We start from the raw sequence: 19,810 nt of genomic DNA on the forward strand, positions 1-19,810 counted from the left end.
TCAGTGTACGGGTTCAGGCTCGTCCAGGAACATCTGGGTTTCCATCCAGGCGTAGGCCGCTTCCGCCCCGGGCTGGTTGAACAACACCATCAGCACCACCCACTTGAGGTCGTCCAGATCCAGTTCGTCCTGATCCAGCGCCATGGCGCGGTCCAGCACCAACTCGCGCTGGTCGGCGTCGAGAATGCGGTGTTGCTCGAGGAACAGCAGAAACCCGCGGCAGTCGACATCGAGCTTGTCCAGCTCCGGCCCGTGATAGATACGCACCGGTCCATCGACATGCGGCCGCGCGACGCTGGGCCGCTGCTCGGAAAGCGCGTCCAGCCAATCGAAGGCCTTGCTGATTTCTGCGGGACTAAAACCGGCCTGGATCAGGCCATTTTGAAGCGAGTCACGGTCACGGACCAGGTCCGCGTCTTCGCTGAAGTAATGTTCAAACAGGTACAGCAGTACATCGAGAATGCTCTCTTTCATTGCCCTCGGCCTGCGTCGCGCGACGCTGTGGAGGTGAAGAAACTAAGGATTGCGGGTATAGCGACCGTGCTCGGTGACCACGTCTCCCTCCAGTTCCATGATGAGCAGCATGGAGGACAGCGCGGCGGCCGTCAATCCGGTGCGCTGCACCAATGAATCCATAGGGGTTGGGTCGTGGCCCAGCGCTTGCCACAAGCGCTGGTAGTCGGGATCGGAGCGGGCGGGACCGGCGCCAGCACTGGTGGTTGCCTTGCTGGGCAATTCAGTGGGGGCGGCCAGGCGCTCGCGCAAGGCGCTGGCCAATTCGCCAGACAGCTGGCCCAGTCCTTCGATGACCTGTGCAGGCTCCTGCGCCAGCGTGGCGCCCTGCCGGATCAGGTGATGGCAGCCGCGCGCGAGCGGATTGTGCAGCGAGCCGGGGAGGGCGAACACCTCGCGCCCTGCTTCGGCCGCCAGCCGGGCGGTAATCAGTGCGCCCGAACGCATCGCCGCTTCGACCACCAGCGTCCCCAGTGCCAGCCCGGCAATGATCCGGTTGCGGGCCGGAAAGTGCGCCGCGACCGGAGCAGTGCCAGGCAGATATTCGCTGACCACCGCGCCGCGTTCGGCGATGCGATCGCGCAAGCCTTGGTGCCGCTCGGGATAGGCGACATCGACACCTGTGCCGACCACCGCCACGGTGATGCCGTCGTGCTGGGCCAATGCGGCCTCGTGTGCGATCGCATCCACGCCGGCGGCCATGCCGCTGACGATGCTCAGCCCGGCGCAGGCCAGGCTGGAGGCGAATGCGCGGGTATGGTCGCGGCCGCCGGCAGTGGCCGAGCGGCTGCCGACCACCGCCACGCCCGGGTGCCAGAGGACATTGGGGTCGCCGTCCACGAACAAGGCCATCGGCGGATTGGCGATATGCCGCAACAGGGCCGGGTAATCCGGATCGCACCAGCCGATCAGGTGGTGGCCGGGCTGTTCGCACCAGCGCAGCCCGGCCTCCAGCGCCTGTGGATCGGGGCCCTGCAGCAGCGCAGCCTGCACCTCATCGCAACCAGCGGCGCGCCACGCCCCAGGCCCGGCTGCCAGCATTTCGGACGCTGACCCGTACGAGGTCAGCAATTTTCGGCGCGGCGGGCTGCGGCCGCCTGCCAGCAGCAGGATGAGCAGTGCGCGCAGGTCGGGAGCGGTTTGGGCCATACACCCAGGCTAGGCCGCAAACGACGACGGCGCCCTCGGGCGCCGTCGCGTTGGTGCATCGGATCTTTCGCTTATTGCGCGTCAGGATGCTTGACGAAATAGCCCAGGCCGGTCGGCTTGACGCTTTCCATCACCAGCGCATAGCTGACCTTGTCGAAGGTGCGGAACACCATCGCATGCGAGGCGTACTCGTCGGGCAGGCCGACGGTGGAGCCGGACGGGCCGCTGAAATCGTCGTCGGTCCGCGAGAAGCGCGAGTGCTTGACGCGGTCGCTGACCGTGCGGCCCTTGCGCCAGATCGAGAACACCGTGCCGTTGTTGATGCCTTCGCGGGCGCCGCCGGAGATGGCGATCACATCGCGCGTGCCGCCGACGGTGAAGGCATCGGCGATGGCCAGCACGCGCAGTTCGGTCTGCAGCGCCTGTTCCGACGGCGGATGCGGGATGAACTGCAGATCGTACGGCTGCGCTTCGACCGCAACGATGCGATCGCCAGCGCGCACTTCGCGGCCGCTGTCCTGCAACAGCAGGGTCGCCGCCTTGGAGTTGCCGCCTGCCGCGCTGCGGGTGATGGTGCCGACATTGACCTGCGCCATCTCGTAGCCGAGGAACTCGCGGCGCGTGCTCGGCGCGATGAAGTTCTTCCAGATGTTGCCCGAGCCGGCGGTGATGTTGCCGGCCATGTCCAGATCTTCGTTGTGCTTGGGCAGGCTGAACTTCACGGTCGGGCGAACCACCGCAAAGCGCTGGCCCGGCTGCGCGTTTTCCAGGCCGACCACGTAGGCGACCTGGCCGGTGGTGGCACGCGTGCGTCCGCCTTCCAGACCCACCACATACGGCAACTGGTCGAAATCGTCGACCACGCGCAGGTTCTTCAGGAACGGCTCGACGTCGGCCAGCGGAATGGCGTTGATCGGCGCTTCCTGGCGCGGGCCGGGCTGGATCGTGCCTTTGCCGACCCGGTCCAGATAGGCCAGGCTGATCACGTCACCCGGATAGATCAGGTGCGGATTCTGAATCTGCGGATTGGCTTGCCAGATTTCCGGCCACAGCCATGGTTTTTGCAGGAAACGCCCAGCGATGTCCCACAAGGTATCGCCCTTGCGGACCACATAGGTGTCTGGATGCTCGCCCACCGCTTGCGCGGCAGCGTAGGTCGCGACGGTCAGCATCGCCGCAGCGACGACCGTACGAAGTCGGTTCAACATAGGTGCCTTCTTGCCTGATTCCCCAACAGGTCTGCGCACTATAGTCTAGAAACCGGGGCGTCACGCAAGCATTGCGCTAGAATGACAGCGTCTTGCCGGCGCCGCGCCGGTGTTTCCAGACGGGTAACCCCATGGCTTTGCTCCCAATTCTTGAGTTTCCCGACCCGCGGCTGCGCACCAAGGCGGTGCCGGTCGATGCTGCCGAGGTCACCAGCCAGGCGTTCCAGACGCTGCTGGACGACATGTTCCAGACCATGTACGAGGCGCCAGGCATTGGCCTGGCCGCCAGTCAGGTGGACGTGCACAAGCGATTCATGGTGATCGACATCAGCGACGAGAAAAACCTGCCGCAGGTGTTCGTCAACCCCGAGATCGTGAGCAAACAGGGCGAGCAGCTGTATCAGGAAGGCTGCCTGTCGGTGCCCGGCATCTATGCCGATGTCAGCCGCGCCGACGCGATCACCGTGCGTTATCTCGACCGCCAGGGCCAGGCGCAGGAACTGCAGGCCGACGGGCTGCTGGCCGTGTGCATCCAGCACGAGATGGACCACCTGGACGGCAAGCTGTTCGTGGATTATCTCTCGCCGCTCAAGCGCGAAATGGTGCGCAAGAAGCTGGCCAAACAGCGCAAGCATGTGGCTTGAGGGCCGGGATTGGGAATTGCGGATTCTGGATTGGCAAAAGCGGGTTTTTGCAGTGTTTTGAATCTGCTGGTGTCGAATCCTCGAATGCGAAGTCTGCTGCGATCTGGCTCGTGGGCTTTGCCCGCGCATCGCGATACCGGCCCGTCTGTAGACGGATGGTCTCAAAGATCGGGATTCGGGATTGGATAAGGCACTGCCGTAGCAGGCATCGAATTGCCGGCTGCGATTCCCGCCTCGCGCTCGATGGTGACGGGCAACGCCGGTTCTGGCGCCAGGTTTCCAAATCCCCCACAAATCTGCTCCTACCTCTCAGCTCCACGCCATTCGCGCCCCGGCCAGCACACCTGCCGTTGCGAATCCCTACTCCCGAATCCCGACTCCCAGCCTTATGAGAATCATCTTCGCCGGTACGCCGGATTTTGCCGTTCCGTCGCTACGTGCCGCCGCGCAGCGGCATGAGGTGGTGGCGGTGTACACGCAGCCGGATCGCCCCGCCGGGCGTGGCCGCGGGTTGACGCCCTCGCCGGTCAAGCTGGAGGCGATCGTGCGCGGCATTCCGGTGTTCCAGCCGCAGACGCTGCGTTCGCCCGAAGCATTGGCGACGTTGCGCAAGCTGGATGCGGACCTGATGGTGGTGGTGGCTTACGGGTTGATCCTGCCAAAGGCAGTGCTGGCCGCGCCGACGCACGGCTGCTGGAATGTGCATGCCTCGTTGCTGCCGCGCTGGCGTGGCGCCGCGCCGATCCAGCGTGCGATCGAGGCCGGCGACACCGAGACCGGGGTGTGCCTGATGCAGATGGAAGCCGGGTTGGACACCGGCCCGGTGCTGCTGTCGCAGCGCATCGAAATTGGCGAGCAGGAAACCGGTGGGCAGCTGCACGACCGGCTGGCCGCGCTGGGCGCGCAAGTGCTGTCCGATGGCCTGGGTCTGTTGCGCGCCGGCATCCGTCCGGTGGCGCAACCGCAGCCGGCCGACGGGGTGACCTATGCGCACAAGCTGGACAAGGCGCAGGCGCGGCTGGATTGGGCGCAGCCGGCGCAGGAACTGGCGCGGCGCGTGCGGGCGTTCAACCCGTGGCCGGTGGCCGAGGCGATCCTGGCGGGCGAGCGCGTGCGCCTGCATGGCGCGGTGGCGCTTGAACTGGCCCATCAACACCCCCCGGGCACCCTGCTGGCGGCCAGCAAGCAGGGCATCGATATCGCCTGCGGTGAGGGTGCGCTGCGGGTGCGCGTGCTCCAGCGCGAGGGCGGCAAGGCGATCACCGCCGCCGATTACCTCAACGCGCGACGCGACCTGCCGGCGCTGCGCTGATGTCGGCCGATACCGCAACCGCCGGCGTTGCCTCGCGCCTGGCCGCCGCACGCGTGCTGACGGCGGTGTTCGATCAGGGCCGGTCGTTGAAGGCCGAACTTGCCGCCACCTTGCCCGGCATCGGCGATCCGCGCGATCGTGCGCTGGTGGAGGCGATCTGCTTTGCGGTCATTCGCCGGCGTCCGGCCTATGACGTCGCGTTGCGGCAATGGCTGGAACGTGCGTTGCCGCCCCGCGATGCCGAACTCAAGGCGCTGCTGATGGTCGGTTTCGCCCAACTCGACGTGCTGCAGCTGCCCGCGCACGCCGCGTTGTCGGCCACGGTGGATGCGTGCCGCGCATTGGGCCGGCCCCGTCAGGCCGGCATGGTCAACGCGATCTTGCGGCGCGCCCAGCGTGAAGGATTTCCGGCGGTGGCCGACGATGCCGGTTGGCCGTCGTGGCTGCGCAAGCAGCTGCGCGCGGACTGGGGCGATCGTGCCGAAGCCATTTTTACCGCCAGTGCGCAGATGGCGCCGATGTGGCTGCGCGTGCAGCGTTCGCGCACCGACCCTGCGAGGTATGTCGCACGACTGGCCGAAGTGGATATCGTCGCGCACACCGACGCGGTACTGCCGGATGCGGTGCGCCTGCACAACGCCGTGCCGGTGAGCCAGTTGCCGGGCTTTGCCGACGGCGATGTTTCGGTGCAGGACGGCTCTGCCCAGCAGGTGGCCGATGCGTTGACCCTGGCGCCGTCGGCACGCGTGCTCGATGCCTGCGCGGCGCCGGGCGGCAAGGCGGCGCATCTGCTGGAGCGCCACCCCGGCTTGCAGCTCACTGCGCTGGATGTGGATGCGCGCCGCCTGGAGCGCGTGCAGCAGACCTTGCAGCGCACAGTCCCCGACGCGCAGGTTGCATTGCAGGCGGCCGACACCGCCGATCCGGACGCGTGGTGGGACGGCCGGCCGTTCGATGCGGTGCTGCTGGACGCGCCATGTTCGGCCACCGGCGTGGTGCGTCGTCAACCGGATGTGCTGCTGCACCGGCGCGCCGACGATATCGATGCGCTGTGCGCGCTGCAGGCGCGGCTACTGGATGCGACCTGGCGCACGCTGCGCCCGGGCGGACAATTGCTGTACACCACCTGCTCGCTGTTGGCGCGCGAGAACCAGGCGCAGGTCGAGGCATTCCTGCAGCGCACTCCCGATGCACAGGCGCAGCCCTTGGGTGCGCAGTTCGGGCATGCCGCCGGCGCCGGACGTCAGCGGTTTCCAGGCGAGACGCACTGCGACGGATTTTTCTACGCGCTTTTGCTAAAAGCCTCCTGATCGCGCGAAGTCCAGCGCTCCACCTTCTGCGTCCGACTGCCGCCCGACATGTTCAAGAATCGCGCTTCCACCGATGTCTGGTTGCTGGCCATGACCGCCGTGCTGGTGATTGGAGCCGGCCTGGGTTTGCGTGACCCGTGGCCGGCGGACGAGCCGCGCTTTGCGCTGGTGGCCAAGCAGATGGTGTTGAGCGGCGACTGGTTGTTCCCGCATCGCGGCAACGAGCTGTATTCGGACAAGCCACCGATGCTGATGTGGCTGCAGGCGCTGTTCTACACGCTGCTGGGCAATTGGCGGGTGGCGTTCCTGCTGCCGTCGTTGCTGGCCGCGTTGGGCACATTGGCCTGCGTCTACGATCTGGGCCGGCGGCTGTGGACCCGGCGCGTGGGCGTGTATGCGGCCTGGATGCTGCTGTTTACGCTGCACTTCACCTTTCAGGCCAAGAAGGCGCAGATCGACCCGCTGGTGGTGTTCTGGATCACCCTGGCCAATTACGGCTTGTTGCGGCATCTGCTGATGGGTCCGGCCTGGCGCTGGTGGACGCTGGGCTGGTTCGCCGCCGGGTTGGGCGTGATCACCAAGGGCGTTGGCATCATCGCGCTGCTGCTGCTGATCCCGGCCGGGATTGCAGCGGCGCGCGGCTGGCCGGGCGTGCGCGTGCACGTGCGCGACCGGCGCTTCTGGCTGGGGCCGCTGTTCTTCTTCGGGGCGATCGCGCTGTGGTTCGTGCCGATGATGGTGACCGCGCTGACCGCCGGCCAGCCCGAGTACCGCGTGTATCTCAACGACATCCTGCTGCGCCAGACCGCCAAGCGCTACGCCAACTCCTGGGATCATGCGCAGCCGGTCTGGTACCACCTGCAAAGCATGGCCACGATGTGGCTGCCGACCATCCTGCTGCTGCCGTGGGCGATTCCGGCGTGGCGGCGCCGGCTGAAGCGACGCGATCCGCGCTATCTGCTGCTGCTGGCCTGGTGGCTGCTGGTGCTGGTGTTCTTCACCATTCCCAGCGGCAAGCGCGATGTGTACATCCTGCCGGCGCTGCCGATGTTCTGCCTGGCGCTGGCGCCGCTGGTGCCGGGCCTGCTGCGCCGGGCTGGCGTGCAGCGGCTGCTGTTCGGGTTCGGGCTGCTGTTGGCAGTGGCGTTCAGCGCGGGCGGCGTGGCGATGCTGATCGGCCACCCGGGCTTCGAGCAGAAGATCATGGACAGCCGCGGGGTCGGCAGCGAAGCCACCGACCCGCTGGGCTGGCTGCTGCTGGCGGTGGGTAGCTGGGGCATCGCCAGCCTGCTGCTGATGCGCGTGCGCCGCTCCGCGTTCGCGGTGGTTTCGCTGCTTGGCGCGTGGTGGGTGGCGTTCGGGCTGGTGTGTTACCCGATCTTCAACGATTCCAGTTCGGCCGGTGCGGTGATGCGCGAGGCCGGGCGCCGCATCGGCCCGGATGCGCAACTCGGGCTGGTGGCGTGGAAGGAGCAGAACCTGCTGATGGCCGACCGGCCTGCGCAGACCTTCGGCTTCAAGGTGCCGTGGGAAGCCCAATTGCAGCGCGGCGTGGCCTGGCAGGCAGAGCAACCCGGCCAGCGCTGGCTGATGGCACAGGAGACCGCATTGCTGGCCTGCGTGGATCGCAGCCGCAGCCAGTTGGTGGGCGTGGCCAATCGCCGGCGCTGGTGGTTGGTGCCGTCCGATGCCGTGCGTGGCCCCTGCGTGGCCAGCTCCAGCGAGCGTGCGGTGGAAGCAAAGGAGCAGGGCAACCTGGATACCGAATGAGCCGGCCGACTCCACCGGCACACGCGCGTGCCAGGTGCCATTGGCACGGCGTCAATGCAGCGGCCGGTCGCTGTCTAGCAGGGATTCATGCGTCGCATCGTTAGCTTGGCCGGCGCTGCCGAAGCCCGCGCACTGCGTCGCCCCCCTTTTCCCACCGATTTTGTAGATGAATTCCTTGCGTCCCCAACCCGCGTCACTGTCGCCCTCTGCCCCGACCACCTCGCGGGCAGGCGTGCGCATTGCCGAGCTGGGCGCGTTCGCATTGACTGCGCTGGTGGTGAGCATGCCGAGCGGGTTGCTGCCGTTCGGCCTGTGCCTGCTGCTTGGTTCGTTGATGGGCTGGCGCAGCTTGCGTGAGGCCATTGCCGCGCGCGAGTGGTCGTTGCGCGTGGTGGGCTGGCTGACGGTGGCGGTGATTGCGATGTCGCTGCTGTCGATCGCGTTGTTCGAGCACGGGCTGCGCGATGTGGGCAATCGCTCGCGCTTCCTGGTGCTGCCTTGGGCGGCGCTGTGGGCCTATGCGTTGCAGCCGCGCCAGCTGTGGTTGTGGCGCGGTGCCTTGGTCGGCGTGTTTGCGGCCATGCTGATCGCGCTGCTGCAGGTGATGAACGGTGCCGACCGCGCCGAAGGCTTCACCAATGCCATTGTGTTTGCCGATATCGTGCTGATGTTGCTGGTGGTGGCGGTGTTCTGCCGCCCGCTCGGCAGCGTGCGCTGGCTGGTGGGCGCTGGGGTCGCCACCGTGGTGGTGATCGTGCTCAGCGGCAGCCGCGGGGTGTGGCTGGCGATGCTGGCCACGCTGGGCGTGCTGATCTGGGGTGCGCCCTGGCACAGCACGCGCGTGCGCCTGCTGACCTTCATCGGCGGCGCGGTGCTGGCGGTGGGCGTCGCGCTCAGCGTGCCGGCGCTGACCGACCAGATGCGCCTGGGCGAATTGCAGCGTGACCTGCAGCGTTACGAAGTGGGCGACACCGATTCGTCGGCCGGTGCCCGTATCGAACGCCTGCATGTGGCTTGGGACACGGTGACGGCGCATCCGCTGACCGGTGTGGGCGTTGGGCGTTTCGACGATGCGATGCACGACCTGCCGGCCTGTGCCGCCGACCCGTCGTTGTTCCGTTGCCAGTTGGGGCATGCGCACAACGATCTGGCCGAATGGAGTGCCACCCAGGGCGTGCCCGGGCTGTTGCTGCTGCTTGCCGTCTACGGCGTGCCGCTGTGGATGTTCGTGCGACTGCATCGGCGCAGCGGGCAGCAGCAGTTCCGCGGCCCGGCGGCGGCCGGGGTGATGCTCGTGATCAGTTATGCCTTGTGCGGCCTGACCCAATCGATGTTCGCGCACCAGGTGGCGGCGAGCTTCTACACGGCCATGGTCGGCGTGCTGGTGGGTCTGTCGGCGCGGCAGGCGCAACAGGTGCAGTCGGACGTGGCACGCGCTCGATAGCGGCGGATGATCCACCGGCTGCATGTGGCGCATGCCCCGGCAGCGCGCTTTCGGTGCCTGGGCACACGCCCGTGCACAAACAGAAGGGGGGCGGTCGTTGCCGGAGTCGGCATGCGTTGGCTTTCACAGACCGACTTCCACGCACCGTTGGCGCGTTCGCAGCAGCGTGGCTGCAGCTCTCGAGGTTTTTTATCTGTTCTTATTCGCTGCGCCGATCCGGTGCGCGCGGCGGGTCCTGCACCGGCTGATCGTTTTGCAGCAGCCACAACATGATGGTCTTCTGGCGGACGTAGTTGGCGCGCACATAGGCGTAGATCAGCCCATGCCAGCCATCGCGAAAGCCGCCGCGCAACAGGTAGCCGCGCCAGAAGCGCCAGGCCGGCGCCAGCACCAGCTTGCTCCAGGTGGCGCGTTTGCCGCGTGCATGTTCGTGCTCGGCCATCATCTGCGCGTAGCGCTGGGTCTTGGCCAGCTGCTGCATCAGCGAGCGGTACGGGTAATGGATCAGATCGCCCGCCAAGGTCTCCACGGGGCCATCCACGCTGGCCGCCTCGTGGATCTCGCGCTTGCCGCGCCAGCCTCCGCGACGGCGATCGAACAAGCGCAGCACCCGGTCCGGATACGCATTGCCGTGGCGCAGGAAGCGACCGAAGTAGTCGGACAGGCGTGCGAAGCGGTAGCCGGCCGCCGTGGCGAAACCGGCGTCGCGCGCAGCGATGATCGCCGCGCGCAGGGCATCGCTGACGCGTTCGTCGGCGTCCAGGCACAACACCCAGTCGTGGCTGGCTTGTGCCACGCAGAATGCCTTCTGGCTGCGGTAGCCATCGAAGGTGCGTTGCAGCACGCGCGCGCCGTGTGCGCTGGCGATGGCGGTGGTGGCATCGGTGGAGCCGGAGTCCACCACCACGATCTCGTCGCAGAACGCCAGCGAGGCCAGACAGTCGCGTAGGCGATCGGCCTCGTTGAACGCGATAATGCAGGCGCTGATGCGCGGCCGTTCGTCGGGTGCGGTCGAAGAGGACATGTGATGGCCGATTACCTGCTGTTCGCAACGGAGCGTTACGCGTTGCCTATTCTGGCGCCATTGGCGCAGGCGTTACAGGGCTGCGGGCAAGTGGTGTCGGCCTGGTTCGAAGGTGGCGCGCGCGGGCTGGCGCTGCCGGGCGTGCGCGAGGTTGGCCTGCGCGAGGCGCTGGCGCTGCGCCCGCGTGCGGTATTCAGTGCCGCCAACTGGGTGCCGCCGTTTGTGTCGGGCGCGAAAGTGCAGCTGTTTCACGGTTTCAATGTGCAAAAGCGCGAGGACAACCGCGGCCATTTCCGGGTGCGTGGCCTGTTCGATCTGTACTGCACGCAAGGCCCCGCCACCACCGCGCCGTTCCGCGCGCTGGCGCAGCGCGAGGGCCATTTTGCCGTGGTGGAAACCGGCTGGCCCAAGCTCGACCCGGTCTTTCGCGACGATGGCGGCCGCAGCGCGGCCTTGCGTGCACCGGCCGCCGGCCGCCCGGTGATCCTGTTCGGTTCCACCTTTACCGAGCGCCTGAGCGCGGCGCCCGCACTCTACGACGAGATCGCCGCCGACATCGCGCGCGGCGCGCATTACTGGTTGCTGACCTTGCACCCGAAGTGCGCGCAGGAATTGTTCGATCGCTATCGCGCACTGGCAGGCGCCAACGCACGCTTCATCGAACCCGAAGAGGTCATGGCCGCGCAACGTGCGGCCGATGTGCTGGTTTCCGATACCTCGTCGATCGTGTCCGAGTTCGTGGTGCAGCACAAACCGGTGGTGACCTTTCGCAACCGTGTGCCGCAGCCGCACATGCTCGACTTCCGGCAGGCAGAGCACTTGCCGCAGCAGCTGGCGCGCGCGCTGGCGCCGGATGCGGCTTTGCGTAGCGCGCTTGCCAGTTATGCCGATGCGATTCACCCGTATCGCGACGGGCATTCTTCCGAGCGGGTGATTGCCGCCACTGAAGACTTCATTGCCGGCAAGCTCGGCGGGCTGCGTCGCAAACCGCTGGGTGCAGTGTGGCGCGGGTTGCAGATCCGTCGCGAGTTGGGCTACTGGGGGCCGGCGCAGCGCTGAGCGCGATCAGCGGCAACGAGCGGGTGGTGATGATCGGCGACGTTTTGCCGAACTTACGTCCTTGTCATTGATCAGACCACTGACCCGGATTGCGACTGACGAGCAGCACCAAGGCTGATCGCGGATGTTGATCAGTGCAACTACTGAGCGCTAACGCTGATCACCAGCGCAGCTTGCGCCGTGCCAGCGCGGCACCGAGTTGCGCCTGCAGCGCCTGCGCCTGGGCAAGCGGCACAAAGCGCAGCCGCAATGCCGGGCCGGTGGCACTGGCGCCGGCTGTATCCAGCCATAGCGTGGCGGTGCCGGATAGGCGATCCAGCGGCGAGCGCTGCAGTTGCAGCGCCTGCAACTTGTCCAGCTCGGCCAGCCGCCACCAGCGCTTCCACCAGCCGCCGCGCACCGCAACGTAACGCGCATCCACCGCATAGGCCATGCGCTGCACCTGACGCTGCGCCTTGAACGCGCTCCACGGCAGCCACACCAGCAACCACAAGGCCTGGCTGCCGAGCTGCCACGCCAGGCCCGCCGTCAGCGGCAGCAGCATCAGCGCGGCAGGCAGACTCAATCGCCACCAGCAATGCGTGGCGATCGTCTGCCACTGCGTCGGCGGCCAGGCGATGCCTGGCAGCAGGCGTTGCAGCAAGGCGTCGCACTGTTGCGGGTCGGCAATGGGCGCGAGTTCTTTCAACGCGCTGCCGTGGGTGTCGCCAGTGCCGGCCACTGCGGTGTCCACCCGCAACTGGCGACGGCCGAACAGGCGATGCAGCAGGCCCTCGTACAACGTCCACGACTGGATCCGCCGCAACGCCACGCTGCTGCGGATCCGCGTCAGCAGCCCGCGCTCCACGGTGAGGCGACGCTCGGATTCGCTCAGGTGGAAGCCGTGGTACTGGGTCACCGCCAGGGCGACCGACAGCGCGCGCATCGCCAGCAACAGGGCGAGTGTGGCGAGGATCGCCAGCGTTGCCGTGACCGCGACGCCGGGATGGATCTGGCTGACGTAGCGATAGGCCAGCTCGCCGTTATGCTCGACGAAATTGGACACCGTGCGGCGCGGAATCATCTGGTAGATCACGCCAAAGCCGGCCGCCACCACCACCATGCCGCGATTGGAGATCAGGCCCAGCCGGATGACCTCGGCCATCGGCAGGCGCAGCAGGCTGCCGCTGTCTTCCTCGATTTGCGGCGCCGGCACGCCTGCCTCGGTTGCACGGCGCCGTATCAGATCTTCCAGCGCAAGCGCCTGATCCAGCCGCAGCACGCGCATTTCCGCTTCCGGCTTGTGCCCACCGGCCGATTCCAGCCGCACCTCGGCCACGCCGGCCAGACGGTGCAGCAGCGATTGATGCACCACCACGTTATGGATGCGCGCAAACGGAATATCGCGCCGGCTGCGTTCCAGCAGGCCACTGCGAATGGCTACGCTATCGCTGCCGATCCGGTAGCGGTAGGTGAAGTAGCGCAGCACCGAAATCGCAACCAGCACCGCAATCACCACCCCGGTGGCGATCTGGTCGGCAACATCGCGATTGCCGTCGCGGCTGCCGAACAGGATCAGTGCAGCCAGCGGAATCAGGAACTGACGGATCTGCTGCAGCAACACGAACACCCACGACAACGGATGCAGGCGCTGCTCGTCGTTGCCGGGATGTGCAACGGCACTCATAGCGCGTCGTCGTCGTGATCGAGCTGCCGGGCCAGGCGGTCGCGCAGGCGCTCGGCGTCGTGTTGATCCAGCCCCGACAACGCCACCGCGTTGAGCCGGCTGCCGGCGGTGTGCACCACCAACGTGGTCAGGCCGGTGGCGCGTTCGATCGGCCCGCGGCGCAGGTCCACATGCTGCACGCGCGAAATCGGAACGCGCGTATCGCTTTGCCATAGATGGCCGCGCTGTAGCGCCAGGCCGTGCTGATCGAGTTTCCAATGTGTCAGCCGATGCCGTTTGACCGCCAGCCATGCGCCGAGCAGGGCAATGACCGCGGTCACGCCCAGCGCCATCGGCCAGTAACGCCAGGCGTGCAGCCAGACAATCGTGACGCCGGCTGCGATCAGGCCTGCACATCCGCCGCCGAGTGCGCCATTGATCGCCGCCACATACGCACCGCGGCGCGGCAGCGACTGCCACTGGCCGTGCGTCACGGCTGGGGTTTGTGCCGGAGCGGGCTGGACCATGACGTCGGGGTGCGGCGGTGGAGCGTCGTGCACGTGGCTGGCCTGCAGAAGCGGTGCGCAAGCATAGCCGGCTGCCCAGTGCAGGCGCACCCGGCGCCGGGCGCGTTATTGCGCGGCCAGGATCAACGCATCCACATCCAGCGCGTGGCCGGCGCGTGCGGCCTTGGTGCGCAGGTACTGCTCGTTTTCGGCGGTGATGTCGCCGGTGATCGCGATGCGGTCTTCGACCACGATGCCGGCCGCGCGCAGGCGCTCGGCCTTGGCCGGGTTATTGGTCAGCAGCCGGATCCGGCTGATGCCCAGCCCGCGCAGCATCGCCACCGCACTGCCGTAGCGGCGCTCGTCCGGACCAAAGCCCAATTGCGCGTCGGCATCGATGGTGTCCAGGCCCGCATGCTGATAGCCGTAGGCGCGCATCTTGGCGGCGATGCCGGTGCCGCGACCTTCCTGGTCCAGATACAGCAGTACGCCGCCACCGAGCTCCTTCAGCTTGGCCAGGCCGTGCCGCAGCTGGTCGCCGCAATCGCATTTGAGCGAGCCGAACAGGTCGCCGGTGAGGCACGACGAATGCACGCGCACGGGCACGGCAGTGCCCAGGTCAGGCTGGCCGACCACGATCGCCACCTGATCGCGTTGCGCCACGCCGCCGCGAAACACCACGAACTCGCTCATGCCCAGGCCGCGCAGCGGCACCGGAGTGCGGGTCACCAACTCGTAGCCGGCAGCCGCGGAGGTGGCACAGCCGCGGCTCAGATCGTCCAGCGCCAGCGACTGGCAGCCGGCGAACGCGGCATGGTCGTGCACCTCGCGCAGCTCCACCGCCAGCAGTGCCGGCAGCAGCAGGCCAAGCCGCGCGATCTCCACGCCGCCGGCATCCAGCGCATCGCCGGCCGTCCACTGCGCGGGCACCGGGGTGTCGCGCAGGTAGGCCAGCGCGGCGAGCTGGTCGTAGCTGTGATCGAGCAAGCCCACGCGCGCGCCCTGCGGCGCACTCAGCCCCAGCACATGGGCGCGGGTGGGCGTCACGAAGAGATAGTGGCGTCCCCGCGCGGCGCGGGCGAAAGCCGCATACGACTGCGCCGTGCTGCTATCCAGCGCCAGCACCGCACGCGCCTGCCCATCCGCCGCCGTCAGCAGGACCGGGCGCCCGGCGCGCAGTTCGGAGGCGGCGCGCTCACAGCGAATGGCCGCCGGATCGCCGAAGGCCTGTGCGCTGGGGGAGGGGAGGGGGCTGCTCATGCACGACTCCAAATGGGGATTGCCACGGCCGCTTCAAGGCGGACGCCGCCGCGGTCACTGCCTGATCGCATCTGCCCATTGTCGCGCGCCTGGCAACAGGCAGTCGCCACAACCGGGTAGAACGCTGCATCCAGCCGCTGCCGATTGAGTGGGCGGCCTGGGCCGCTTGGTTGCCCTGCGGCCCGCGTTGTTCAGGGTGCGGCAATGCTTTCTAATCGGGCCACCTCCATGTTCGTCGGGCCCCATGCACATTGTCGATTGCAGCCACGCGCGCCATGCCAGTGCCATCCTGGACATCTTCAACGAAGCCATCGCCAATTCCACCGCACTGTACGACTACCGTCCCCGGCCACCGGAGAGCATGGTCGGCTGGTTCGCCACCAAGCAGGCGGGCGGCTTTCCGGTGATCGGCGTGGAGCACGACGACGGCACCCTGATGGGCTTTGCCAGCTACGGCACCTTTCGCGCCTGGCCCGCCTTCAAGTACAGCGTCGAGCATTCGATCTACGTGCATCGCGACCATCGCGGCAAGGGCCTGGGACGTCTGCTGCTGCAGGCCCTGATCGCAGCGGCGCAAGTGCGCGGCGTGCACGTGCTGGTGGGCGGCATCGATGCCAGCAACCAGGCCAGCATCGCGTTGCACGAACAGTTCGGTTTCACCCACGCCGGCACCGTGCGCGAAGCCGGTTTCAAGTTCGGGCGCTGGCTGGACCTGGCGTTCTACCAACGCATCCTGGACACACCTGCCGATCCGCACGACGACTGAGCTCGGTCGCTAGTGCGGATGCCGCTCGGTCGCATACGGGTTGGCCTCGCCGCTGCCCGGCGGACGCAAGGTGTAGCGCTTGTAGGTCCACTGATATTGCGCCGGGTCGCGCCGGGCGATCTGTTCGATGCCGGCGTTGAGCGCGCTGGCCGCACGCACCGGGTCCGCATCGGCCACTGCCGGGTCGGCCGGTTGCACATGCAGCGCGAACTGCAGATCGTCGCCGGCACGCTCGCACCAGCCGTACAACACGATCGCCCCGGTCCGCTCGGCCAGCCGGTTGACCAAGGTCATGGTCAAGGCCGGAATGCCGAAGAACGGCGCGAACACGCCATCGCCCATCTTCGGTTGCTGGTCGGGCAGGATGCCGACCGCGCCGCCGTCCTTGAGCACCTTGAACAACTGCCGCACCGCCGGGCCTTCGGCGCGCACCTGGCGCACGTTGTCGCCACCACGTGCCAGCTGCAGGAAGCCATCCACCGCCTCGGACTCCGGCGGCCGGTAGACAATCGCGATTGGCCCGCGTTCGGACAGCCACTGGTTGAGCAATTCCCAGTTGCCGAAATGCGGCGCCGCCACGATGACCCCGCGCCCGGAGGCCAGCGCGGCGTCGTAGAGTTCCTGGCCGTTGCGCTGCAGGCGCGCCAGGTTCTCCGCCGGCGGGCGGGTCCAGGTGCGCAGCACTTCCAGCGTCTGCCGCGCGGTCGATTGCAGGATCTGCGCATGCAAGCGCGCGCGCTGCTCGGCGCTCAGTTCCGGATATGCCAGCTCCAGATTGCGGCGCGCCACGCGTGATTCGCGTGCATTGAGCTTGCGCCAGCTCCAGGCCAGCGTGTCGGCCACGCGCTTGAGCAACGGCCACGGCAAGCGGCCCACGGTGGCGGCGGTGGCATACAACAGGCGAGCGCGAACATCAGGTGTCATCGGCGCAATTCTAAACAGCGCAGACCACGAAGGCCCGCGCGTGACAGTGCCGGCAGCGCTGGGCATGCTGCGCGGCACAGTTTGCCGCCCGAGAATGCCCATGCTTGCACTGATCCAGCGCGTCACCCGCGCCGCCGTCACGGTCGATGACCAGATCGTCGGGCAGATCGGCCCCGGGCTGCTGGCGCTGATCGGCGTGGAGCCCGGCGACAGCGACGCGCAGATCCGGCGCCTGGCCGAGCGGCTGCTGAGCTACCGGGTATTCGGCGACGACGCCGGCAAGATGAACCGCTCACTCACCGATACCGGCGGCGGCCTGCTGCTGGTCAGCCAGTTCACCCTGGCTGCGGACACCAGTTCCGGCAACCGCCCAGGCTTCAGCACCGCCGCGCCACCACTGGAGGCTGAACCGGCGTTCAATCAATTGGTGGCGATCTGCCGCGAAAAACATCGCGGTGGGGTGGAAACCGGGCGTTTTGGTGCCCATATGGTTGTCGACCTGGTCAACGATGGCCCGGTGACCTTCCTTCTCAGACCCTAGATACACCACGTCCACCAGCGGTCCCGTCTTGAATCCGGCAGACCGGGCTTCACGCTGGTATAATGCTAGGTTCTCTTTCCAATCTCAAAGCCGGTGGCGCGAGCACTCATGGCCAACGAACGTCCTGCCCAGCAATCCGACATCAAGCTACTGATCAGCAAGGGCCTGGAACAGGGCTATCTGACCTACGCCGAAGTCAATGACCATCTGCCCGACGACCTCGTCGACCCGGAGCAGATCGAAGACATCATCAGCATGATCAACGGCATGGGCATCGATGTCCATGAAGTTGCACCCGATGCCGAAACCCTGTTGCTCAACGATGGCAACACCGGCAACCGCGAGGTTGACGACACCGCCGCCGAAGAAGCTGCCGCCGCGCTGACCGCGCTGGACACCGAAGGTGGCCGCACCACCGACCCGGTGCGTATGTACATGCGCGAAATGGGCACGGTCGAGCTGCTAACCCGCGAAGGCGAAATCGCCATCGCCAAGCGCATCGAAGAAGGCCTCAGCCAGGTCCAGGCCGCATTGGGCGTGTTCCCGCTGTCGACCGAAATGCTGCTGGCCGATTACGAAGCGCACAAGGAAGGCAAGAAGCGTCTGGCCGAGATCGTGGTTGGCTTCAACGACCTGATCGAAGAAGCCGATGCAGCTGCTGCGCTCGCCGCGGCCGGCCCGGTCGCCGTGTCCGACGATGAAGCGGTCGACGAAGACGACGACGAAGACGGCGATGACGAGGCCGCCGAAGAAGAGGCCGGCCCGACCGGTCCGGATCCGGTGGAAGTGGCCACGCGCATGGAGAACCTGGCCAACGAATACGCCAAGTTCAAGAAGGCCTATGCCAAGAACGGCGCCGAGCACAAGCTGGTGGTCAAGGCCCGCGAAGACATGGCCGCCATCTTCACCACGCTCAAGCTGCCGCTGCCGCTGACCGACGCGCTGGTCACCCAGCTGCGTGGCGTGGTCAATGGCATCAAGGATCACGAGCGCAAGGTGCTGCACCTGGCCACCACCGTGGCACGCATGCCGCGCAAGGACTTCATCCGCTCCTGGGAAGGCAACCAGACCAACCTGGAATGGGTGGAAGACGCACTCAAGCGCAAGCAGAAGTGGTCGTCGGCGCTGCGCGACGTCAAGGACCAGATCATCTCCGAGCAGCAGGGCTCGATCGAGATGGAAAAGGCCAACTACCTGACCCTGGGCGAGATCAAGGAAATCAGCCGTGCGATGGCCTATGGCGAAGCCAAGGCGCGCAAGGCCAAGAAGGAAATGGTCGAGGCCAACCTGCGTCTGGTGATCTCCATCGCCAAGAAGTACACCAACCGCGGCCTGCAGTTCCTGGACCTGATCCAGGAAGGCAACATCGGCCTGATGAAGGCCGTGGACAAGTTCGAATACCGTCGCGGTTACAAGTTCTCGACCTATGCCACGTGGTGGATCCGTCAGGCCATCACCCGTTCGATCGCCGATCAGGCGCGCACCATCCGTATCCCGGTGCACATGATCGAAACGATCAACAAGTTGAACCGCATTTCCCGTCAGATGCTCCAGCAGTTCGGCCGCGAGGCCACGCCGGAGGAACTGGCCAAGGAAATGGACATGCCCGAGGACAAGATCCGCAAGGTGATGAAAATCGCCAAAGAGCCGATCTCGATGGAAACCCCGATCGGCGACGACGAGGATTCGCATCTGGGCGACTTCATCGAGGACACCAATGTGGAGTCCCCGATCGACAACACCACCAACATCAATCTCTCCGAAACGGTGCGTGACGTGTTGGCCGGTCTCACCCCGCGCGAGGCGAAGGTGCTGCGCATGCGCTTCGGTATCGACATGAACACCGATCACACGCTGGAAGAGGTCGGTAAGCAGTTCGACGTCACCCGTGAGCGGATTCGTCAGATAGAGGCCAAGGCGTTGCGCAAGCTGCGTCACCCGAGCCGTTCGGAACAGCTGCGCTCGTTTCTGGATATCGACTGATGCCGCGGTCGTAACCGTGCAGTGATCACACAGCAGCCCCGCTCATGCGGGGCTGTTGCGTTATGGCGCAGGCAGTTGGCTATGCTTGGTAGCGGGCAGCGATTGGTCGCATGCAAGGCATGCGTCCGTGAGGTAGCGCCGCGATGTTTCACGTACCGCCGACGAAGCTACACGGCCACGCAACATTAAACCGATGTTTCTGCAAACCTCACGTGGCGTTCTGACCGCGACTTCTAAGTTGGCCGACGAATGGAGACGAGATTGCTTTATGAGCAGGCAAAGCCGCTTTGAAACTACCACGTACCGCGAACACGAGATCCGCGTACGCGCCGAGCAGGCTTCCCCTGATGCCAAGTGGACGCTGTGGGTGGACGTGTACGCGCTCGGCGGCAAGCGCCAGCCGCGTATCGGTTGCAATGGGCTGGCCTATGCGACGTACCAGGAGGCCATTGCGCACGGCTTCCGCGCGGGTCGGCAGCTGATTGATGGGCAGTTTGAGACGGCTGATGCGTGAGGGGCGGGGATTTGGGATTGGTGATTCGGGATTGGTAGGTTTGCTGGGTGCGTCTAGATGACGCGATCACGTGCATCACGCTAGGAAATCTGATGCCAAAGCCCAGCCGCCGCTGGGCTTTTCGTTGTAGGCAGCCGACACGGGATCTCGCGGCAGTGAGCGCTGTATCGCTGCAGGCAGAGGGCGCATAGCAGACACGGCAACGTCCACACAGGTAAACTTTCGCGTCCGCGGCACG

At 66.5% G+C, this 19,810-nt stretch carries 18 protein-coding genes; 10 read left to right on the forward strand and 8 right to left on the reverse strand.

Features of this window, described 5'->3' with window-relative positions:
• From AC1POX_RS03205 to AC1POX_RS03215, 3 genes are all read right to left on the reverse strand, one after another.
• Entirely contained in the window at positions 1–474 is a 474-nt protein-coding gene (locus AC1POX_RS03205; RefSeq protein WP_003484452.1) for a DUF494 family protein, read from the reverse strand.
• Positions 475–516: 42 nt separating this feature from the next.
• Entirely contained in the window at positions 517–1,662 is a 1,146-nt protein-coding gene (dprA, locus tag AC1POX_RS03210; protein WP_014091219.1) for a DNA-processing protein DprA, read from the reverse strand.
• A gap of 71 nt (positions 1,663–1,733) precedes the next feature.
• The gene (locus tag AC1POX_RS03215) at positions 1,734–2,870 is read right to left on the reverse strand and encodes a LysM peptidoglycan-binding domain-containing protein (protein ID WP_014091218.1); all 1,137 of its coding nucleotides are present in this window, start codon (positions 2,868–2,870) and stop codon (positions 1,734–1,736) included.
• 131 nt (positions 2,871–3,001) lie between these two features.
• Between AC1POX_RS03215 and def the strand changes: the two genes are divergently transcribed.
• From def to AC1POX_RS03240, 5 genes are all read left to right on the forward strand, one after another.
• On the forward strand, positions 3,002–3,514 hold the full coding sequence (gene def / locus AC1POX_RS03220; RefSeq protein ID WP_008572823.1) for a peptide deformylase: 513 nt from the start codon (positions 3,002–3,004) through the stop codon (positions 3,512–3,514).
• Positions 3,515–3,902: 388 nt separating this feature from the next.
• On the forward strand, positions 3,903–4,826 hold the full coding sequence (gene fmt, locus AC1POX_RS03225) for a methionyl-tRNA formyltransferase (RefSeq protein ID WP_057680861.1): 924 nt from the start codon (positions 3,903–3,905) through the stop codon (positions 4,824–4,826).
• Positions 4,826–6,136 (forward strand): 16S rRNA (cytosine(967)-C(5))-methyltransferase RsmB, encoded by a 1,311-nt coding sequence (gene rsmB / locus AC1POX_RS03230; RefSeq protein WP_372356735.1) that lies wholly within the window; start codon positions 4,826–4,828, stop codon positions 6,134–6,136. The genes fmt and rsmB overlap by 1 nt, the downstream gene beginning before the upstream one ends.
• 48 nt (positions 6,137–6,184) lie before the next feature.
• Complete coding sequence (locus AC1POX_RS03235) at positions 6,185–7,906, forward strand: ArnT family glycosyltransferase (protein WP_372356736.1); 1,722 nt, start codon at positions 6,185–6,187, stop codon at positions 7,904–7,906.
• Positions 7,907–8,072: 166 nt separating this feature from the next.
• Positions 8,073–9,350: an O-antigen ligase family protein gene (locus tag AC1POX_RS03240; protein WP_029820470.1), complete on the forward strand. Its 1,278-nt coding sequence runs from the start codon at positions 8,073–8,075 to the stop codon at positions 9,348–9,350.
• A gap of 199 nt (positions 9,351–9,549) precedes the next feature.
• On the opposite strand, the gene AC1POX_RS03245 is transcribed toward AC1POX_RS03240, so the two are convergent.
• Positions 9,550–10,374 carry a glycosyltransferase family 2 protein gene (locus AC1POX_RS03245; protein ID WP_057680864.1) on the reverse strand — a complete coding sequence of 275 codons (825 nt, stop codon included), beginning with the start codon at positions 10,372–10,374 and terminating at the stop codon, positions 9,550–9,552.
• On the opposite strand from AC1POX_RS03245, the gene AC1POX_RS03250 reads away from it, so the two are divergent.
• Positions 10,375–11,433: a CDP-glycerol glycerophosphotransferase family protein gene (locus AC1POX_RS03250; protein WP_372356737.1), complete on the forward strand. Its 1,059-nt coding sequence runs from the start codon at positions 10,375–10,377 to the stop codon at positions 11,431–11,433.
• 160 nt (positions 11,434–11,593) lie between these two features.
• Here AC1POX_RS03250 and AC1POX_RS03255 read toward each other — a convergent pair whose 3' ends face one another.
• The 3 genes from AC1POX_RS03255 to ribA form a co-directional block, all read right to left on the reverse strand.
• Complete coding sequence (locus AC1POX_RS03255; protein ID WP_008572809.1) at positions 11,594–13,099, reverse strand: PH domain-containing protein; 1,506 nt, start codon at positions 13,097–13,099, stop codon at positions 11,594–11,596.
• Positions 13,096–13,572: a PH domain-containing protein gene (locus tag AC1POX_RS03260; RefSeq protein ID WP_011348774.1), complete on the reverse strand. Its 477-nt coding sequence runs from the start codon at positions 13,570–13,572 to the stop codon at positions 13,096–13,098. Before AC1POX_RS03260 ends, AC1POX_RS03255 begins: the two co-directional genes overlap by 4 nt.
• A 138-nt stretch (positions 13,573–13,710) precedes the next feature.
• Positions 13,711–14,844: a GTP cyclohydrolase II RibA gene (ribA, locus tag AC1POX_RS03265; protein ID WP_218555237.1), complete on the reverse strand. Its 1,134-nt coding sequence runs from the start codon at positions 14,842–14,844 to the stop codon at positions 13,711–13,713.
• Positions 14,845–15,088: 244 nt separating this feature from the next.
• Between ribA and AC1POX_RS03270 the strand changes: the two genes are divergently transcribed.
• Positions 15,089–15,610, forward strand: coding sequence for a GNAT family N-acetyltransferase (locus tag AC1POX_RS03270; RefSeq protein WP_008572803.1), 522 nt, complete (start codon positions 15,089–15,091; stop codon positions 15,608–15,610).
• 9 nt (positions 15,611–15,619) lie between these two features.
• Here the strand turns inward: AC1POX_RS03270 and AC1POX_RS03275 are convergent, their stop codons facing one another.
• Positions 15,620–16,636: a lauroyl acyltransferase gene (locus tag AC1POX_RS03275; RefSeq protein WP_029820466.1), complete on the reverse strand. Its 1,017-nt coding sequence runs from the start codon at positions 16,634–16,636 to the stop codon at positions 15,620–15,622.
• Between AC1POX_RS03275 and dtd the strand changes: the two genes are divergently transcribed.
• From dtd to AC1POX_RS03290, 3 genes are all read left to right on the forward strand, one after another.
• Positions 16,635–17,075, forward strand: coding sequence for a D-aminoacyl-tRNA deacylase (dtd, locus tag AC1POX_RS03280; protein ID WP_029820464.1), 441 nt, complete (start codon positions 16,635–16,637; stop codon positions 17,073–17,075). The two genes, AC1POX_RS03275 and dtd, sit on opposite strands and share 2 nt — an antisense overlap.
• A 108-nt stretch (positions 17,076–17,183) precedes the next feature.
• The gene (rpoD, locus tag AC1POX_RS03285) at positions 17,184–19,058 is read left to right on the forward strand and encodes an RNA polymerase sigma factor RpoD (RefSeq protein WP_372356738.1); all 1,875 of its coding nucleotides are present in this window, start codon (positions 17,184–17,186) and stop codon (positions 19,056–19,058) included.
• A 193-nt stretch (positions 19,059–19,251) separates the two neighbouring features.
• Positions 19,252–19,572, forward strand: coding sequence for a hypothetical protein (locus AC1POX_RS03290; protein ID WP_011348769.1), 321 nt, complete (start codon positions 19,252–19,254; stop codon positions 19,570–19,572).
• Positions 19,573–19,810: the final 238 nt, after the last annotated feature.

It is taken from the genome of Xanthomonas sp. NCPPB 3442 (assembly GCF_056725145.1).

What these genes read in the sequence shown, in the direction of transcription:
- AC1POX_RS03205 (WP_003484452.1), bottom strand. Translation starts at nt 474, where the DNA reads ATGAAAGAGAGCATTCTCGATGTACTGCTGTACCTGTTTGAACATTAC.
- dprA (WP_014091219.1), bottom strand. Translation starts at nt 1,662, where the DNA reads ATGGCCCAAACCGCTCCCGACCTGCGCGCACTGCTCATCCTGCTGCTG.
- AC1POX_RS03215 (WP_014091218.1), bottom strand. Translation starts at nt 2,870, where the DNA reads ATGTTGAACCGACTTCGTACGGTCGTCGCTGCGGCGATGCTGACCGTC.
- def (WP_008572823.1), top strand. Translation starts at nt 3,002, where the DNA reads ATGGCTTTGCTCCCAATTCTTGAGTTTCCCGACCCGCGGCTGCGCACC.
- fmt (WP_057680861.1), top strand. Translation starts at nt 3,903, where the DNA reads ATGAGAATCATCTTCGCCGGTACGCCGGATTTTGCCGTTCCGTCGCTA.
- rsmB (WP_372356735.1), top strand. Translation starts at nt 4,826, where the DNA reads ATGTCGGCCGATACCGCAACCGCCGGCGTTGCCTCGCGCCTGGCCGCC.
- AC1POX_RS03235 (WP_372356736.1), top strand. Translation starts at nt 6,185, where the DNA reads ATGTTCAAGAATCGCGCTTCCACCGATGTCTGGTTGCTGGCCATGACC.
- AC1POX_RS03240 (WP_029820470.1), top strand. Translation starts at nt 8,073, where the DNA reads ATGAATTCCTTGCGTCCCCAACCCGCGTCACTGTCGCCCTCTGCCCCG.
- AC1POX_RS03245 (WP_057680864.1), bottom strand. Translation starts at nt 10,374, where the DNA reads ATGTCCTCTTCGACCGCACCCGACGAACGGCCGCGCATCAGCGCCTGC.
- AC1POX_RS03255 (WP_008572809.1), bottom strand. Translation starts at nt 13,099, where the DNA reads ATGAGTGCCGTTGCACATCCCGGCAACGACGAGCAGCGCCTGCATCCG.
- ribA (WP_218555237.1), bottom strand. Translation starts at nt 14,844, where the DNA reads ATGAGCAGCCCCCTCCCCTCCCCCAGCGCACAGGCCTTCGGCGATCCG.
- AC1POX_RS03270 (WP_008572803.1), top strand. Translation starts at nt 15,089, where the DNA reads ATGCACATTGTCGATTGCAGCCACGCGCGCCATGCCAGTGCCATCCTG.
- dtd (WP_029820464.1), top strand. Translation starts at nt 16,635, where the DNA reads ATGCTTGCACTGATCCAGCGCGTCACCCGCGCCGCCGTCACGGTCGAT.
- AC1POX_RS03275 (WP_029820466.1), bottom strand. Translation starts at nt 16,636, where the DNA reads ATGGGCATTCTCGGGCGGCAAACTGTGCCGCGCAGCATGCCCAGCGCT.
- rpoD (WP_372356738.1), top strand. Translation starts at nt 17,184, where the DNA reads ATGGCCAACGAACGTCCTGCCCAGCAATCCGACATCAAGCTACTGATC.
- AC1POX_RS03290 (WP_011348769.1), top strand. Translation starts at nt 19,252, where the DNA reads ATGTTTCTGCAAACCTCACGTGGCGTTCTGACCGCGACTTCTAAGTTG.